The following is a 17,087-nucleotide window of genomic DNA, read 5'->3' as shown; positions in this document are numbered from 1 at the left end:
CTTCTTCTTCAGCAGCAGCGGGTTCCTCTGCAGCAGGTTCCTCAGCAACTTCTTCTTCAGCAGCAGCGGGTTCCTCTGCGGGGGCATCTTCTTCGGCAACCGGTTCCTCAGCAGGGGCTTCTTCAGGTTCAGGCTGTTCAGGCTGGTTATCCCATGCATCACCTGTGAACTTTACATTGGCTCCAGCAGGCGTATTCACGATATAACCCATGCCACCGTCAATACCAAAGCCATCACCTTCATCAGCTACCGTGTAACCCACGAAACCCTGCGTTGCCGCATCGAGTTGGATCACAACCGTTGCACCCAGCATTTCTGCGAGTGATTTTGCTGTGTAAGGTTCTGCCGGCATCAGCGGAATCGAAATCATATTCAAACCCGCTTCAAGCGTCACATCAAAACCAGGACCTTCCACGACGGGTTCCGGCATCGGTTCTTCTACAACCGGTTCTGTGGGCATTTCAACAGGTGTAATCGTCAACATCGCTGTCGGCTCTTCCCATGCAAACGCTTCTGTCACATCCCCAACACCCTGAATCCCTTCGTGTGCTGCTATGACGCCATCTACGGTTGGCACCCGTTCATTACTTCCTGGGGGATCCGTCGCTTCATCTAAACCAAGCGGTCCCGGAATATCGGAAGCCATTTCTGTGTTATCTTCACTCCCAGCATCATACGCCATCAAGTCAATGGTTGTTGTGACAGGCATACCGTCTTCATCAAAGAGAGGTTCGTCAATAACCGCGATGAACGCATCGTTCGTTGAGACCAACATTGAGCCGATAGATAGCGAAGAGTTCGTTTTATCAGCAGTTACGGTAACAGTCGTAGATTGACCCGGCATCGTATACCGACGCGTCATATCCACATTCATAGCGATCTTGACGTTCGCGCCAGCAGCTGCTGCAAGTGCTTCAAGTCCTGAGGTATCTCCACCTTCAGCAAGTGCGACAATCGCTGGGCTCGCAGGTTGACCGACTTCGGCGAGTTTAACGCCAGCGGGGTGTGCTGCGAAAATCGCGGGTGAAAGCGTTTGTCCACTGACACCATGTTCACCGGTAGTGAGGTTCGTGAGGGTAATCTCGAACATCTGGCTCACTGGCATTTCAGGGGCGACTTCCTCTTCGGCTGCTGGTTCCTCAGTAACTTCTTCTTCGGCTTCCTCTTCGGCTGCTGGTTCCTCAGTAACCTCTTCTTCGGCTTCCTCTTCGGCTGCTGGTTCCTCAGTAACCTCTTCTTCGGCTGCTGGACCAGCACCATCAACGGTAACCATACCGTCCATAGTCGTGACCTCTAATGCAGCAGCAGTGGCATCAGCGAGCGTAACACCCGTCAAACTGATAGCAGACGGTTTTGACTCAACAACTGTAAATGTTACCGTAGCGAGTGTACCATCGGCATCCGGAGCAGCTCCTGTTAAAGAGGTTCCAGCGATTGTAACGCTACTTTCAGTTGTAGTAGGCGGCACTCCAAAGGCACCAGCAGGCAAATAGTCTGCATTCGCACCAGAAACATACTCAAGCGCAGTTGGATCAAAGTTTACGGTTATTTGATATCCAGCAACATCTGCACCACCCGTTATGTTAATACTCACCATGAGTTCTTCCCCGACCGCCGGGGACTCTACTTCAGCAGGTTCTACAGAAACGACGGCTTGACCGTAACTCATTGCTGTAAATCCTAAACACATTACAACAGCTAATAAGGAAAAAAGGATTTTCCTGTTAAAAAGCTGGTCTTTCATAAGACACTCCTTCATAATTCATTTATATTCTGATGTTCCTTACCTTTCGGTAAAGATTACAGCCCCTCGTTTGACAAAAGATTTCAACCGTAATAAATATGGGAGATTCTTCCGCACCAGCGCATTGGAATCAGAGCACAAGGCGAGCCTTTCAAACGGGACTTTTAAGGTTAAAAGATAAGTTTATCCTAATTTTAAAACGTTGTCAAATCAAATTCGGTTCAAATTTAGATAATTTCCCGTAAATTGGGCGAACATACCCTTTGTTGTTTTAAGTATAACACAAACACGAAAACAAAACAAATTAAAAATAGCCTACTGGGCTACGCGGGGTGCAAGCGCATTCCAGACCTCGCCCAATTCAGCGACAGCTTTGTAAACCGGATAGATGGCTTCCCACATTGCTTTACGTGCTGCGATAGCGGTGGCGGCATCATCCTCAGCGAGTGCAGTCTTCAGTTGCGTGCCCATTTCCTGCTGAACAACTGAGCAGGTGCGGGTAAGTCCCTCCAACAATTCTGCGGCATGTATCTGGCGCGCAACGAGTTCCGCCACCGATACCTGCATATCCGGTTCAACATCGTAAGCACGAGGTGAGACGAAATTGTGCGGGAGTCGTTCGCCTTCTTCTGTCCGCGGCGTGTGCGTGGGATGGACATGTGGCGTAACAGACAGATACATCGTCATTGGCTCATCACCGAGAACGCGTACCGTGTGCGGTTGATCCACCAAAGCGACACACATTTGCCCCGGTCCCAGCTCTTCTGTTTCACCCTCAATTTCAAATTCGACGCGTCCTTCCAGAATTAGGAAAATTTCATGCCCCAAGTCATGGCTATGAAGTTGGGCACTCTGTCCAGGCTCCATCCTTAAAAATCGAGAGCGAATTTGCGGTGTCACCAATACATTCCGTATATCTGTGCGGTAATCGTAAACAGGAAATCCCATTGTATGCCTCCATAGAGTTTTGACATAACTATACAATGTCGCATGAAAATTGACAAGGCAAATTAAGGGATCGGTGTGCTTTTTTTCTTGACACGCTTTGACACTATGATAAAATATTTGGCATGATAAAATATTGGTAAAAAACATAACACCTCACTTCTTGAACTGGAAGGACATAAATTATGGATTTGACACGCCAACCGCCACGTCGCCCTTCAAATCTCGGGATCGCTGGGATTGTAGGTGTGGCACGGCTGACAGATAAGGCACGCGCACACAACGCAGAAACGCTCGGTGATTATATCTACGGTGAGAGTTCTGGTTTGGATCAGCGCGTTTTAACGTTTTTAGGGATTTCCGCCGATGCTTACGCCGAAGCGGCTGACGAATATGATGATGCTGCTCTCGGACACTGGGTGCTTGAAACAAGTGGAAAGACTGCAGCAGAGATTGCTGAGTTTAACGATGCCGCCCTCAGTCAACTACCTGACACAGAGGGACACAAACAACGGTTGAAGGAGCGACTCGCTCGCTTTGCCCCAGGCAGAACCGATATTACAACGGTATTACAGTCGATGGAACTCGACGATTGGGGCAGCTTCTGGCAGGTTGACCTGACTGCTGGTCCGCCTCGCAGTGCGCGCGCCAAAGATATCGGTGGTATCTGCGGTGTCGCGCGTATGGCAGATAAAGCACGCGCCGAACGCGCTGAGAAAATCGGTGAATACCTATACGGAGACAATTCTGGACAAGACATCCGTATTTTAGAATTTCTTGGGATCGGAGCTGCAGATTTTCAGGAAGCGGCAGTCAACAACCCGAATAATCTCGAACTCGGGGCATGGGTACTGGAAAACTGTGGTAAATCGCAGGATGAGATTGATGAATTCAACGAAACGTTGGTCAACTACGGACCCAATGAAACAACACGTGAACGGTTTGAAGCGCGATGCCAAGAAGTAGATCCGACCCGCACAGACATTACCACATGGGTAGCACTTCAAGACGTGGACGATCAGTTGAGTTTCGGTATCGTTGACCTCAATCGCCGCGCGCCACGAAGTCCTTACAACACCGATGTCTACGGCATGGTTCAACTCGCACGGTTGATTGACAAAGGGCGTGCATCTAATAGCAATACGTTGGGGGCATATTTTTACGGTGAAGATTCTGGGATTGATCGGGCAACGCTCGGTTTCCTTGGTATATCTGCGGCAGAATTCACTGAAGCACTAAAAACGTTGGCAACCGATGCAGAGGTCGAGACGTGGCTGAAGGCGAATCATCCCAAAAGCGAAGCAGACATTGAAGCTTATAACGAACGGATGGCTCAGATGGGTCCTACGGATGAACGCTACAAGGCACTCATGGCGAAGATGATCAGCCGAATTGCTCCAGAGCGTACGGACATCAATACATGGTTCGCACTGATGGAACTTGATGATGAGAAGACCTTTGCGCTGTAAACAGGACATCAAGAAATCGACCAAGCTGCCAGCACGTCCGGTTTGTGACAGACGGGCAGCTTCCTTTGTTCTGGTGTAGCCTCTCTATGGAGCATACCCAATGGAAAATCTCGAAGCGATTGCGGATGTTCGTTCTGGAAAAAGGACAGTTGCCAACGCGGCATGGTGGGGATTCGACCCAGAAGATGCTACTGTTGGATTGCAAGCGGCAATTGATTCTGGTGCAAGACGGGTGGTTGTCCCGAACACGCACGCCGATTGGATAATCCAGCCGCTTAAACTTGCGGGAAACCAAAAATTGATTTTTGAACGCAGGACAGTCGTCACAGCAATAGGACGTAGGAACCATCCAACCCAACCGACACATTAGGATTCAGAACCATGGATACCAAAGAACAAGCACTTCCCGCCGAACCGCTACCTCCAGATACTTTGAACGCTATCTTGAAGGACTTCTATCAAAACGGCGTGACGATTGTCCGAAATGTACTCTCACGCGAAGAGTGCGAACGGATCGTTGCGCGCGTTGACGAAATTTTTGCCGAACCTTACTTCATGGAGATGCGCAACGTTAAAGGTTCTCGACAAGACGGAAAAGCCCCTATTGTGGTGCATCGCCTATTTGAGTGTGATCTCATGTTCCGCGACCTACTCGTGCGTGAACCGATCATCAGCATTGCTGAAAGTGTGTTAGGTGAGCATTGCCACTGTATCGCTCAAGGGTGTATTCTCAACCGAAAAGATTTAGGGATCAATCGGTTCCACATCGACGATGGTGTGGAATTTCCGATCACACCAGAGATGGAACGGCACGATCCGAGATTGCGTATGCCAGTGCTCCGTATGTCCGTGCAAATCGCGCTAACTGACCAAGATGAGGTTAAATACGGTCCGTCCCAATTCGTCCCCGGTAGTCATTACTCTGGACGACAGCCCGATGACCCAGAATACCCAACCTTCGACGGCAAACCACCTGTTTCACTCCTTATGAAAGCAGGCGACCTCTATCTGCTCAATGGACAGACATGGCATCGAGGGACACCGAACCAGTCCGATCGGATCCGTTACCTGTTTCACCAAGTTTACGGGCAACGCTTTGTTGCACAGCGGTTCTGGCCCTACCTAAACTATCGTATGCCCGATTATGTCTTGGAAGGCGCAGATGAACGCCTACTGCGTGTTCTTGGAAAACATCCTGAGATGGCTTATGGATAAAGAAGATCGCGATGCCAGAAAAGTGTAAACGTGATGCTATAGGCGGTTCACGGTTTTTGTTGGGAGGTCCTTCATGGATAGAGAAATTTTTAGAGAATTCAAGATAATTTATATGGAGTTTGCAAAACTATTTTTACGATGTGATTCGCATCCTATTGCCAAATCATTGATTAGCATTATGTGTATTCTTATGTGTATAACAAGTTGTGGAAAGACAAGGAATGTCCCCTCCCACACCGAGAAAACGGAATGGGGTTACGAACCAGAAAATGGACCGGACGTTTGGGCGGCACTCAGTCCAGAATATATCCTTTGTGCTGAAGGAAAACATCAATCACCGATTGATCTCGTGAACCCCACGCCAGTAAAACTGCTCCCTATCACTCATGAGTACTATCGGACAACAGACCTGAACATCCGCAATACTGGCCATACAATTGCAGTTACTTATCCAGAAGGGAACTGGATTGTGGTTGATGGCACGCGGTACCAACTTCTCCAATTCCATTTCCACGCGCCGAGTGAACACACAGTGGCAGGTAAACCATTTGATATGGAGATGCACCTCGTTCACAAAAGTGAGGTTGGCAGCTTGGCAGTCGTTGGATTGCTGATCGAGAACGGCAGCCACAACTTCGCATTTGACCCTATTTGGGCCCATTTGCCTGCAGTCCCAGGCGAAACACAACACATTGGGCATGTCAACGTGGATCTTCACCTTATGCTGTCAACAAATGGGCAGGTAACCGACGAGGCGGGACAGCCTTTTTCCAACACCTACCGCTACGATGGTTCACTGACGACCCCGCCTTGTTCAGAAAATGTCAAATGGATCGTGCTGACAACCCCGATCGAGATGTCTGAAGCTCAAATCGCGGCATTTAAAGCAATTATCCATGATAACAATCGGCCCGTCCAGCCGTTGAATGGACGCAGACTACTCACGGATGTTGAGGCAAACGAATAGGTCGCAATTATCTATTATTTACGCCACAAAAATCTAAAGGAGATTCATAATGTTTATCGAGATCATCAACCAAGATGGGAAGTATAACTCTTCCTATCGAGGGATGGTGAATATTCAGTACGTACACCAGATTCAGATAATCAAAGGGAGGCATCGTTCGTACGAGTTGCATATTAATCTGTCAAATTCCCCGAGCATAGAGCTGCTCGGCACCAAAAAAGAATGTGAGCGATTCTACAATCAGTTGCAAGAGGTTCTGAAAACCTATCAACAATTATCCAAAACCCATACGCTCATCTTCCCGCCGCGATTGCCATCAGAACCGTTCATAGACAAGGATCAAGGACAGGAATTGTAACAAATGATTGCGACAATATTTGATATTGACGGCACCCTTGTCGAAAGCTTTGGTTTCGATGATGCCTGCTACATCTCCGCCATAAAAGAAGTCTTGGGTGAAGTTTATATCCATGATGATTGGAGCAAATACAAAAACGTGACCGATACAGGTAGTTTGCGCCAAATCATGGAAGAGAATAAGATTCAGGAAAAGGAGCAAATTAAGGAAGTCCGCACGAAATTCGGAGAATTGATTAGACAGCATCTTCAAAACAGTGGTGAATGTCGCCCCAAAAAAGGAGCTATTCATTTGATTAATAAACTCCTCAATGCAGAAGACTACAAAGTTGGATTCGCAACAGGGGGTTGGAGACACACCGCGAAAATGAAACTTTGGCACGCAGGATTTAACCTGAAGAATACGGTTTTAACTTCCAGTGATGACGGTGATGAACGCGTAGTCATCATGCAGAAATGCTTATTTGCGTTGGGGAATTGCTTCCATCGCATCGTATATATAGGCGACGCCGAATGGGATATGCAGGCGACCGAAGAACTCGGATGGCATTTTATAGGAGTCGGAAAACGGTTAAAGGGAAAGTGCAAATTTTGGGTTGAAGACTTTTCGAGTCAGGATACATTTATGAAAATGCTACATGCCTAACAAAGAGACCGTATTGTTTGTAGCAGGACTTACGCAATTATAATTTTATCAGGCACTGTTAGATGTGAGTTCTCGAAAAAAACGTCAATATCCTTGGCACAAACTAACAGTTTATGCTACAAAAGAGCGTTATGCGTAAGTCCTATGTAGAATATCTTTGATTAGAACCTGATGGATCTTTTAAGTATTCCCGACACACCTAACGATATTACACCTCAATGGCTCACTGAAGCCTTATGTTCAACTGGTATATCCTTGAACGCCATCGTAACATCACTGCGTATTGAACCAATCGCGGAGTTGACTTGTGCGGGACAGTTAGCACGTTTGCATCTCAGTTCTAATCAACCTCAATCAACACTACCAAACACGTTGATTGCCAAACTACAGGCACCAGATGAACCCCTGCGGGCAAGAACGCGTCCATTTACGCCAGATAAGTGCGAAATTTTGTTTTATCTGCAACTTGCAAGAGAGACACACCTTCGGACTCCGCATTGTTATTACAGTGCTATGAATGTCTCCGATGGGAAGTATGTTAGGATCCTTGAAGACCTTGCTCCAGCGAAAGTCGGAGATCAAATCAGAGGAAGCACACCAGAAAAAACAGCACTTGCCCTCCGCGCAATTGCTGGTTTCCATGCTCACTGGTGGCAAAGCGAAAAACTTGCAGGAATCGATTGGTTACCTGGCTCATCAACGGACTTTGTTTCTGTTACCCGCTGGGTTCTCGATCAATATCGAAATGCCTTCCCTATTTTTGTGAACAAAGCGGGAGTTCTGTTGACCGATGCAGCGAAGGCTTTTGGAGAACAATTGCCTGAGACATTAACGGATAAGTCCCAATTTGGGAAACCACCGAGAACCTTGATTCACGGTGATTTTCGCTTGGAAAACACGTTTTTTGGTGCTTCTCTTGGAAAACAAGGTTTTGCTGTGATTGACTGGCAAGATATATCACGCGGAGAGGGCGTTTGGGATGTGGCCTGGTTTGTTGGCGGGTGCTTACAAGTTACATCAGAACGGCAGGTGGCGGAACAGCAACTCTTAAAAATCTACCATGAAACCTTGAAGAAAAAAGGGGTTAGTGGATACACCTTTGATATGTGTTGGGAGGACTATAGGATCGCTATGTCGCGTTATTTTGTCCAAGCGGTACTTATGGTAGCCTCGTTAAATCCAGAAAATGACCGAGAAAACAGACTCGCACGAGCAGTAGCCGAACGATTCATCGCGGCAATTACAGATTTGCATTTAACCGATGGATGAAAAGACGATCATCCTTTAATAGTCAAACTTTCACCTAACCTACTCTTGCTAACGAAAAGGTTACACGGATGACAGTCACTATGCAGACTCCAACAGAATTCAGCGATGGAACAATCGCTATTCGGACCTACCAACCCAGCGACGTTCACGCTTGTTTTGAGGCTGCGCGGGAGTCAATTGCAGAGGTATCGCGTCATCTACCGTGGCTTCATCAAGAGTACTCAATCAAAGAAACACGGATGTGGATTGAAAAAACGGTCCCAAAACTCTGGGAACAACAAAGCGAATATCACTTTGCCATTACCGATGTAGGAACCGGTAGTGTTCTGGGTGGGTGTGGCTTGGACCAAGTCAATTGGGTTGACCAAACAGCAAACCTTGGGTATTGGGTCAGAACCTCTCGAACACGGCAAGGTGTGGCAACTGCTGCCTCCAAACTTCTTGTTCGCTTTGGATTCGAGCATCTTCGACTCAAACGTATTGATGTGGTAACTTCAATTGGCAATATTCCGAGCGCACGAGTTGCCGAAAAACTCAACCCATCTGAAAAGAAAAAGGTAAGAGATAGTTCTTCGACCGGAGGAAACGTCTTAGATACCATAGTATTCTCGCTATTCCCACAAGATGCACCTTAATTCAAGGAGTTTTGGGCACCGTTTATATCTACTATGGTTGGAGTAACCATAAAGTAGAAAGGAAAATAGAGATAACTGACTTGATAAATAAACAGGCAAAGCAGACAACCATACCTGTATTTTTATTATCCGCTTATATTTTTATGAACTATCACGAAAAAACAAAGAAAACTGCCCATCATACTGAAACGGTATGCTGGGGCTACGAAGCAGAGAACGGACCGGACGTTTGGGAGCGACTCAACCCAGAATACCGGCTTTGCGGTGCAGGAACACACCAATCACCGATTGACATCGTGAATCCGACACCAACCAAACTTCCGATTATTACCTTTAACTACCAGTCAACATCTTTAAATATCCGCAATACGGGTAATACAATCGAAATTGTGTATCCAGAGGGGAGTTGGATTGAGGTGGACAGGATGAAATACCATCTTCTACAATTCCACTTCCACGCACCGAGCGAACATACAGTGTCAGGATACCCCTATGACATGGAGATGCATCTCGTCCATAAAAGCGAAGACGGGACGTTGGCTGTTATTGGCATCCTCATTGAGAACGGGAGCACCAACACAGCGTTCGCTCCTTTTTGGCAGCATTTGCCCTCTGTTCCGGGTGAATCTGAACAGATTGGAGATGTCATCTTAAATATTCTCGATTTGTTGCCGAGTTCAAAGCACACCTATCGCTATACCGGTTCGTTGACAACACCGCCCTGCTCAGAAGGGGTCAAATGGTTTGTGCTAACAACACCAATTGAGATGTCTCACTCGCAAATCGCAGCGTTCAAAACGATTCTGTACGGCAACAACAGACCTGTGCAACCTTTGAACGATCGCGAATTATTTACAGATGTGTTGCCAGATTCATAAAAATTATGGTAAAATTCAAAAATACGCTGACCTGTGGAAATACTATCGTCTTGTCGATAAATTCGATTGACACAGTTGAAGGTAAATGAGGTTCAGTTATAAGGTCGGAGAATACCGCAAAGGAGATACATAATGTTTATCGCAACTTACAACGCTATCTATGCCGTTGGAGATGATGGAAATAGTGAACCCACCCTCGTCTATGAAGGCAGACTCGGCGGAATGGCACCTCATGGTGCAATGGTTTCACTGTCAAGCGGCAAAGCCGTGGTATCTACCCTGTCGGATGGAACGCTACTGGTTTTATCGGAAGATGGTGAGAAACGAATCCCAACAGGTATAGAGGATCCAATCGCCTCATTGCTCGTTGTTCGCGAGGATCCGTTAACACTACTCATCGGAACAGATGAGGGTGCTTATGTCTATCGCCTCGTTGGAGAAGAAGGACCAGCAGAACGGATTGTCGCGTTTGACGAATTAGAATGTCGGAAAGATTGGTATACACCGTGGGGCGGACCACCAGCCGTGCGGACTTTTGCCAAAACTCAAGACGGCTTTTGTTACGCAGATATCCACGTCGGAAGTATCATGCGTTCCAACGATGAAGGAATCTCTTGGGAACCTGTCACGCCAGAACTTCATAAAGATGTACACCAAGTCGCTACGTGTCCTGCAGACGATAATCGAGTTTATGCGAACACGCAAAACGGTGTTTATGTCAGTGCCGACCGTGGGCACTCTTGGGAGAATCGGATCGAAGGTTTACCCCGTCTCTACGGCACCGCTATTGCTGTGCATCCAGCAAACCCGGACCTATTGATCGCCACAGTCCAGAACGGACCCAGAGGCGGTGGTGCTTGGCTCTGTCGTTCGGAGAATCGCGGTGCGACGTGGACGCAACTCAACGATCAGCTCGCAGAATTCACTGATCGGATTAGCACCGGCTATATCGCGTTTGCAGCCAATGGAACAGCGTGGGCAGTTATCGGAAAGACGCTTTACATCGGAAAGGATCGAGCCAGAGATTGGCATCCGTTCTGGACAGCACCCGAACACGATAGCGAATATCCCATCCAAACCCTTGCCGCTTAGTACACCACCATTGTAGGGCGAGTGGAGGAGACTGCAGTTGTGAATGTATTAGGTATCGACTTTACTTTCTTTGCGGTGAGCGATATGCAGAAATCGCTCACCTTTTATCGCGATATGCTTGGGATTCCACTGGCATGTTTGGTGCATGAAGGGACATGGGCAGAATTCGAAATAAATCCCGGCACGTTGGTATTAGGGCAGGGCGACCGTTTCACACAACCCGGTGGAGGAATGGTCGCGCTTGCTGTCAAGGACGCGAAGGCTGCTTTAGAAGAATTAGAACAATCTGGAATTCATATCCACTCACCGTTAGGTGAATCCGCTGTATGCTTTTGGGCGATTATCGAAGATCCCGATGGCAATCGTGTCATCATACATCAGCGAAAGGATAAGACAGTCGGTTGAAACGTTAGCCAGAAACAAATAAACGAGGTAGAAACCTGATAAAATATACCAAGGATTTTCTGATATTACAAATCAGATTCGCCCAGAAAATTGCTGAAGTCTCTCATCAGGCTTTAAAAGACGTGTTAATAGACTACACAATCTTGCGAACTCTGTTCAATTTGCGAGTCTCCCATGACCTTCCCAATCCACTATGGGATGCATTCATCGAAGGACTCCGTCCGTCCGATACTCCGGAAGAGTGGACATACGATTTCTATCTTCAGCGTTTGGCTGTGCAGACAACTCCTTCCAACGATCGTAAATTCTTTGGATGTTTCTCCTACGTTTATCCATGGCGCAATACACAAAAACTTCGACTACACTTTGAAAATCGTGAAACCTCTGAACACGGCACCTTGAGCAAGGCAAGAACGACCGTCCGAAAATCGGAATTGTCGGCGATGTTTCGGCACATTCAAACACATCACCCCGACGTAGAAACGGTGCGTGGTGGATCTTGGCTCTACAACATACCCGCCTACCTTAGACTCTTTCCACCAGACTATGTTAAGACGGCGCAACCCGTCGGTTATGAAACCACGTTTTGGGCATTGTGGGGACAATTTATTGCCCGAAAAGGATCCACTCGACAACCTACTGCCTCACAGTTCTTGGAGTGTCTTAGCAGGCAAAAAACGGTTGATGGTTGCCTTCAATGCTTTCCGTACCAAGTGCTGAGACCTGAATGCCCGATTGAGATATTCTATAATTACTATAAAATATACAAAATCTAAATTTTTTAAAGGATTTCATTATGAACATCATAAACAGACACATCACTAAACTTGCATTTATACTTACTATTACAGCATTTGTCATCGGATTTTCTTCTTGCAATCAGACTCAACAAGTCGTAAAATCGGGTACTCCCGAGATAGATACCTCCATTCCGATGCAAGAACGCGATCACGTCTGGGTTGTCGATCAGAACGGCGTTGAGGTGCCTGTCCCCGGGACTTGTATCACACACGCATTTAAATTCCACCTCCACGATAGGCGAGAGTTTTACCTTACCACCAGACGATCCGCATAGCATTCAAATATCCGATGGAACATATATAGACGGTGAAGGTATCCTCTGGACAAAGATAAAAGTAACTACATCCAGTGGTGACCAGTGGCAGTTCCTGGAGCGCGTGGATACAAGCGTTTCTCCACACCGACTCTATGTTGTCGTCACAGTAGACGATAACGGATTACCGACGCTTGCGTACGGGGAATATCCGTTCGATTTGCCGAGACATAACGTGCAAATCTGGGAGAAACAGTAGAACAGAAACTGGCGAGGTTACAAACCTCGCCAACAAAAACAACTGAACTCGAATTGCGAGGAGAACAACAAGCGTTATACCTTGCAGCAACCAATATACTATCAACAGCAAAACAATGATTTAACTCAGAAATTATGATATTTTTTTGACATTCTCGGGAATTGTAGGTATAATTAACACAATTCATGCAAATATTTGCGAATTTATCGAGATTTTTTTGACTTTCACGGGAATTGTAGGTATAATTAAAAGATAATGAGATTCGTTATCAATTTTTAGAACGCAATCTCCAATAAATATTCAGACTACTGAGTAGCCAAAAATATGATAATGAGTCTCAATATCATATTTAAAAATCATATTCATGAAGAAACAACTGGCAAATTCTATAAGATTTCTCGCGGTTTGTGGAATGTTCATTTCACTCAATGTAAGTGTTATTGCTGAACCAAATCCATTCTCGGTCTCCGGATACGGCGTGATTAACTACTCCCATTTCAATTGGGAACTTGACCCAGATAGACGCGCTGCTATTGACGTGGAACGCTTCGTCATCGCGCCGAAATACCGTATCAACGATACCATCCGACTTGAATCGGAACTTGAATTCGAGCATGGTGGCACCGGCAGCACGATGGAATTCGACAAATTTGAAGAGTTTGGGGAATTTGAGACAGAGATTGAAAAAGGCGGCGAGGTTATCGTCGAAAAACTTGCCGCTGTCTTCTCCTTTCAACCCTCCTTTAACCTACGCGTTGGACATATCATCGTCCCAGTTGGACTCGTTGCGAAACGGCATCGACCGCAACACTACTTTACGACGACGCGTCCCGAAGCAGAGACACATCTCATTCCGACTATATGGCATGAAACCGGTGTCGAAATTTTCGGTTCACTCGGTTCGCTGCAGTATCAAGCACAAATTGTCAACGGATTAGATTCAACGGGTTTTAGTTCCCGACACTGGATCGTTCGGGGACACCAACTTCGGTTTGAAACTGCGAACGCTGAGGCACCCGCATTCGTTGGACGACTCGATTATGCGTTTCATGAAAACGCGACCGTCGGTATTTCTGGTTACTACGGAGACACGGCGGCGAACCGACCAAAACCTGACGTAGACTTCGATGCCCATGTCGGGATTGTGAGTTTTCATGGATTTTATGAGGTAAATGCAGTGAAGGTGAGAGGATTGTTCCTCTGGGGAGCACTCGAAAACGCGGATCGTTTGTCTAAAGTCAATCGGACGCTCTCCAATAATCTCAATGTAAAGCGGACACCGATAGGGAGTTCAGCTATGGGTTGGTACATTGAGGCGGGTTACGATATCTTATCATTTTTCAGACAACCTAACAACAGCACGGAACATCAAGATTTGAAGGATACTTCTCCCAACAAGGTCTTAGATGTCTTTGCGCGTTACGATTTTTACGACACAATGGCGAGTGTTGAAGGTATTATCTTCGACAATCCGCGGTGGGAAAGAACCACGTGGACTTTTGGGATTAACTACCACGTCCACCCGCAACTCGTTTTCAAGAGTCACTACTCACTGCGACGGTTAGCGACAAAGGAGAAAAATAAGGAAGATACCTTTGCGCTCGGCTTGGGTTTTCAATACTAACACACGCATCGCGTGTAATCAAAAATAAAAAATGGAGATTTTTATGAAACTCTATACATTAGAGTCCCGCAAGTTCCCAAAGGCTTGCTTTCATTGGACACTTTTTGACGCAGCTTGCAAGTCAAAACTTGCTATAGGAATGTGTTGTTTACTACTCGCATCCGCTTTTGTCATGGGATGCGGTAGCGATGAGGAAGATGAGAGCAATGAACAGTTACAAGGCGAAACTTTTGACGCAGGCACCATGCTCAACGACTTCGCGAATACCGTCGTATTAGCCACCTACACAGAACTGGATAACAAAGCAGGCGAACTTTTGACATCTGTCAAGGCGTTGGCATTGGATACCTCGCAAGCAAATCTCGAAAGGGCACAACAAGCATGGAAAGCGACGCGAACACCTTGGGAACAGAGCGAAGCGTTCCTGTTCGGTCCCGTTGACACGCAAGGACTCGACCCAGCATTAGACAGCTGGCCCGTCGATCATATTAACTTGCAGTCCGTTCTTGACAGCGGCGATTCATTAACAGTGGATTTCGTCAGCGGATTAGAAGACACCCAGAAAGGATTCCACACGATCGAGTTCCTCCTGTTCCGTGACGGCAATCAACGGAAAGCATCAGATCTAACCTCACGTGAACTGGAGTACCTCGTTTCGACAACAGAGAATCTTAAGGTGAGCACCTCTCAACTGCGATTGGCGTGGGCACCAGAAGGTGAAAATTTCAGCAGCGCAGTCGCACAAGCTGGTGTGGGTAGTGCTGTCTATCCCTCTCAAAGTGCCGCAGTCCAAGAGATGGTCAACGGCATGATCGTCATTGCCGATGAAGTCGCGAATGGCAAGATCTCCGATCCCTACAACGAATCGGACACAACCCTTGTTGAATCCCAGTTTAGCTTCAATTCCATCTCGGATTTCCAAGACAACATCCGTGGAATTCAGAACGTCTATATGGGAAAATTCGCAACCGATGGACAAGGTCTCAACGAATTCGTAAACGGTCAGGATCCGGACTTAGATGCGCGTTTCCAGCAAGAGGTGCAGGCAGCGATTGATGCCATCGGTGCAATCCCAGACCCGTTCCGTGATTCGATTACTGTGAATCGCGGTGCCGTCCAAGTTGCAATCGATGCTGTCAGCAAGGTCCAACAGACACTCGAACAAGATATACTTCCGCTCGTCCAATCGAGTGAGTTTAATTAATATATTTTGTAAAGAGTTTTAATTCCAATAAAGGTAAATACGAAAGGGAAACCATTTCGTTTTTGCGGGGAACAGCACTCGTGCTGTTCCCTTACTACTATGCTCCTATAGCCCTATTGTGATTTGCACGAAAAAGATGAAACATCTTCAAAGTTTATTCTATCTAATTCTCTTGATGTCAATTCTGTTAAGTGCCTGTGATTCCGAGTCCCCCGTGGCTGTAGAATCGACACCGGTATTTTTAACAAGCGATCTTTCCGGTGGCGAGACGACTATCTTTGATGCGTCAAGCCACGCGTTCTCAATCCCTGCGCCCAATCTTTCAGACGCAGCACTTGCGAAGCACCTGGAAGGTGATGTTGAATTTGAAGCCGTTTTTGTGACAGCACCTGCGGTGGTAAACCCCGGACTCGGACCCATCTACAATAACGTTTCATGTATTAACTGTCACTCTCGTGATGGTCGCGGGCGACCACCGGGGGCAGACGAGGGACTCGTGTCCCTGCTTTTCAGGCTCAGTCTCCCAAAGGCAGAGGATTCGATAGCCGGAAAACCACCAACGCCAGTCCCTGGCTTTGGTACACAACTTAACAACCGCGCTATCGTTGAAGCGCACCCAGAAGGTAAAGTCAAGATTGAATATACCGAGCAGCCCCTGACGACAGCAGATGGCACGCGTGTGCACCTGCGCCACCCAAACTATACTGTTACGGAAGCCTATCAACCATTACCAGAAAACGTTGAAGTATCGCCACGTGTCGCGCCAGCGGTCTTTGGACTCGGTTTGTTGGAAGCGATCCCTGAAAACGCCATCCTTGCTTATGCTGATGAAGCCGATATTGATGGGGACGGTATCTCAGGCAAGCCGAATTACGTATGGGATGTCGTAGCAAAGCGTTATACGCTCGGACGTTTCGGATGGAAAGCGAATCAACCGACACTCCTTCAGCAGGTTGCAGCAGCCTATAACGACGATATGGGCATCACGACCTCACTGTTCTCAACAGAAAACTCGGCGGGACAATCACAACTCACTGAACACAGCGTAACACCGGAGGTGAGTGACGAGATTTTAGAGGTGGTGACGTTCTATGTTCAGACGTTGGCGGTGCCAGCACGGCGGGACGTGGATAATCCACAGGTTAAACACGGTGAACAACTTTTTGCTGAAGCGCAATGCGCCAGTTGTCATGTGCCGACGTTAAGAACGGGTGTTTTAGCAGGCGTGCCTTCAGTGAGCAACCAAACGATCCATCCGTACACAGATTTGCTGTTGCACGACATGGGACCCGATTTAGCGGACAATCGTCCAGATTTCCATGCC

At 47.1% G+C, this 17,087-nt stretch carries 18 protein-coding genes; 16 read left to right on the top strand and 2 right to left on the bottom strand.

Annotated features, from left to right (window positions below):
- Nucleotides 1-1,669: spondin domain-containing protein (locus tag J4G07_05260; protein MCE2413391.1), on the bottom strand; the 1,669-nt coding region annotated here is incomplete at its 3' end.
- Between the two features lie 390 nt (nt 1,670-2,059).
- Nucleotides 2,060-2,692 (bottom strand): cupin domain-containing protein, encoded by a 633-nt coding sequence (locus J4G07_05255; GenBank protein ID MCE2413390.1) that lies wholly within the window; start codon nt 2,690-2,692, stop codon nt 2,060-2,062.
- Nucleotides 2,693-2,874: 182 nt separating this feature from the next.
- On the opposite strand from J4G07_05255, the gene J4G07_05250 reads away from it, so the two are divergent.
- The 16 genes from J4G07_05250 to J4G07_05175 form a co-directional block, all read left to right on the top strand.
- A complete protein-coding gene (locus J4G07_05250) occupies nt 2,875-4,158 on the top strand; it encodes a DUF5069 domain-containing protein (GenBank protein MCE2413389.1) in 1,284 nt (427 codons plus the stop codon).
- A gap of 100 nt (nt 4,159-4,258) precedes the next feature.
- Nucleotides 4,259-4,528: a hypothetical protein gene (locus tag J4G07_05245; protein MCE2413388.1), complete on the top strand. Its 270-nt coding sequence runs from the start codon at nt 4,259-4,261 to the stop codon at nt 4,526-4,528.
- A gap of 11 nt (nt 4,529-4,539) precedes the next feature.
- The gene (locus J4G07_05240; GenBank protein MCE2413387.1) at nt 4,540-5,373 is read left to right on the top strand and encodes a phytanoyl-CoA dioxygenase family protein; all 834 of its coding nucleotides are present in this window, start codon (nt 4,540-4,542) and stop codon (nt 5,371-5,373) included.
- Nucleotides 5,374-5,446: 73 nt separating this feature from the next.
- The gene (locus tag J4G07_05235) at nt 5,447-6,340 is read left to right on the top strand and encodes a carbonic anhydrase family protein (GenBank protein ID MCE2413386.1); all 894 of its coding nucleotides are present in this window, start codon (nt 5,447-5,449) and stop codon (nt 6,338-6,340) included.
- A 49-nt stretch (nt 6,341-6,389) separates the two neighbouring features.
- On the top strand, nt 6,390-6,698 hold the full coding sequence (locus tag J4G07_05230; protein MCE2413385.1) for a hypothetical protein: 309 nt from the start codon (nt 6,390-6,392) through the stop codon (nt 6,696-6,698).
- A gap of 3 nt (nt 6,699-6,701) precedes the next feature.
- Nucleotides 6,702-7,343: an HAD hydrolase-like protein gene (locus J4G07_05225; GenBank protein ID MCE2413384.1), complete on the top strand. Its 642-nt coding sequence runs from the start codon at nt 6,702-6,704 to the stop codon at nt 7,341-7,343.
- 171 nt (nt 7,344-7,514) lie between these two features.
- Entirely contained in the window at nt 7,515-8,612 is a 1,098-nt protein-coding gene (locus J4G07_05220; GenBank protein ID MCE2413383.1) for a phosphotransferase, read from the top strand.
- Between the two features lie 80 nt (nt 8,613-8,692).
- Nucleotides 8,693-9,247 (top strand): GNAT family N-acetyltransferase, encoded by a 555-nt coding sequence (locus J4G07_05215; GenBank protein ID MCE2413382.1) that lies wholly within the window; start codon nt 8,693-8,695, stop codon nt 9,245-9,247.
- Between the two features lie 143 nt (nt 9,248-9,390).
- Nucleotides 9,391-10,125, top strand: a complete 735-nt coding sequence (locus J4G07_05210) for a carbonic anhydrase family protein (GenBank protein ID MCE2413381.1) — start codon at nt 9,391-9,393, stop codon at nt 10,123-10,125.
- A 132-nt stretch (nt 10,126-10,257) separates the two neighbouring features.
- Complete coding sequence (locus tag J4G07_05205) at nt 10,258-11,217, top strand: hypothetical protein (protein ID MCE2413380.1); 960 nt, start codon at nt 10,258-10,260, stop codon at nt 11,215-11,217.
- Between the two features lie 39 nt (nt 11,218-11,256).
- Complete coding sequence (locus J4G07_05200) at nt 11,257-11,622, top strand: VOC family protein (GenBank protein MCE2413379.1); 366 nt, start codon at nt 11,257-11,259, stop codon at nt 11,620-11,622.
- Between the two features lie 122 nt (nt 11,623-11,744).
- Nucleotides 11,745-12,398 (top strand): hypothetical protein, encoded by a 654-nt coding sequence (locus J4G07_05195; protein ID MCE2413378.1) that lies wholly within the window; start codon nt 11,745-11,747, stop codon nt 12,396-12,398.
- A 183-nt stretch (nt 12,399-12,581) separates the two neighbouring features.
- Entirely contained in the window at nt 12,582-12,935 is a 354-nt protein-coding gene (locus J4G07_05190) for a hypothetical protein (protein MCE2413377.1), read from the top strand.
- 412 nt (nt 12,936-13,347) lie between these two features.
- Nucleotides 13,348-14,559: an autotransporter outer membrane beta-barrel domain-containing protein gene (locus tag J4G07_05185; GenBank protein MCE2413376.1), complete on the top strand. Its 1,212-nt coding sequence runs from the start codon at nt 13,348-13,350 to the stop codon at nt 14,557-14,559.
- Between the two features lie 43 nt (nt 14,560-14,602).
- Nucleotides 14,603-15,763: a hypothetical protein gene (locus J4G07_05180; protein MCE2413375.1), complete on the top strand. Its 1,161-nt coding sequence runs from the start codon at nt 14,603-14,605 to the stop codon at nt 15,761-15,763.
- 136 nt (nt 15,764-15,899) lie between these two features.
- Nucleotides 15,900-17,087: thiol oxidoreductase (locus J4G07_05175; GenBank protein ID MCE2413374.1), on the top strand; the 1,188-nt coding region annotated here is incomplete at its 3' end.

It is taken from the genome of Candidatus Poribacteria bacterium, assembly GCA_021295715.1.
Taxonomy (GTDB): domain Bacteria; phylum Poribacteria; class WGA-4E; order WGA-4E; family WGA-3G; genus WGA-3G.
Note: the sequence above shows the minus strand (reverse complement) of the source record. Positions and strands in the feature narration are given on the sequence as shown.

Coding starts and splice junctions, on each gene's coding strand:
- J4G07_05255 (MCE2413390.1), bottom strand. CDS start 2,692: ATGGGATTTCCTGTTTACGATTACCGCACAGATATACGGAATGTATTG.
- J4G07_05250 (MCE2413389.1), top strand. CDS start 2,875: ATGGATTTGACACGCCAACCGCCACGTCGCCCTTCAAATCTCGGGATC.
- J4G07_05245 (MCE2413388.1), top strand. CDS start 4,259: ATGGAAAATCTCGAAGCGATTGCGGATGTTCGTTCTGGAAAAAGGACA.
- J4G07_05240 (MCE2413387.1), top strand. CDS start 4,540: ATGGATACCAAAGAACAAGCACTTCCCGCCGAACCGCTACCTCCAGAT.
- J4G07_05235 (MCE2413386.1), top strand. CDS start 5,447: ATGGATAGAGAAATTTTTAGAGAATTCAAGATAATTTATATGGAGTTT.
- J4G07_05230 (MCE2413385.1), top strand. CDS start 6,390: ATGTTTATCGAGATCATCAACCAAGATGGGAAGTATAACTCTTCCTAT.
- J4G07_05225 (MCE2413384.1), top strand. CDS start 6,702: ATGATTGCGACAATATTTGATATTGACGGCACCCTTGTCGAAAGCTTT.
- J4G07_05220 (MCE2413383.1), top strand. CDS start 7,515: ATGGATCTTTTAAGTATTCCCGACACACCTAACGATATTACACCTCAA.
- J4G07_05215 (MCE2413382.1), top strand. CDS start 8,693: ATGCAGACTCCAACAGAATTCAGCGATGGAACAATCGCTATTCGGACC.
- J4G07_05210 (MCE2413381.1), top strand. CDS start 9,391: ATGAACTATCACGAAAAAACAAAGAAAACTGCCCATCATACTGAAACG.
- J4G07_05205 (MCE2413380.1), top strand. CDS start 10,258: ATGTTTATCGCAACTTACAACGCTATCTATGCCGTTGGAGATGATGGA.
- J4G07_05185 (MCE2413376.1), top strand. CDS start 13,348: ATGTTCATTTCACTCAATGTAAGTGTTATTGCTGAACCAAATCCATTC.
- J4G07_05180 (MCE2413375.1), top strand. CDS start 14,603: ATGAAACTCTATACATTAGAGTCCCGCAAGTTCCCAAAGGCTTGCTTT.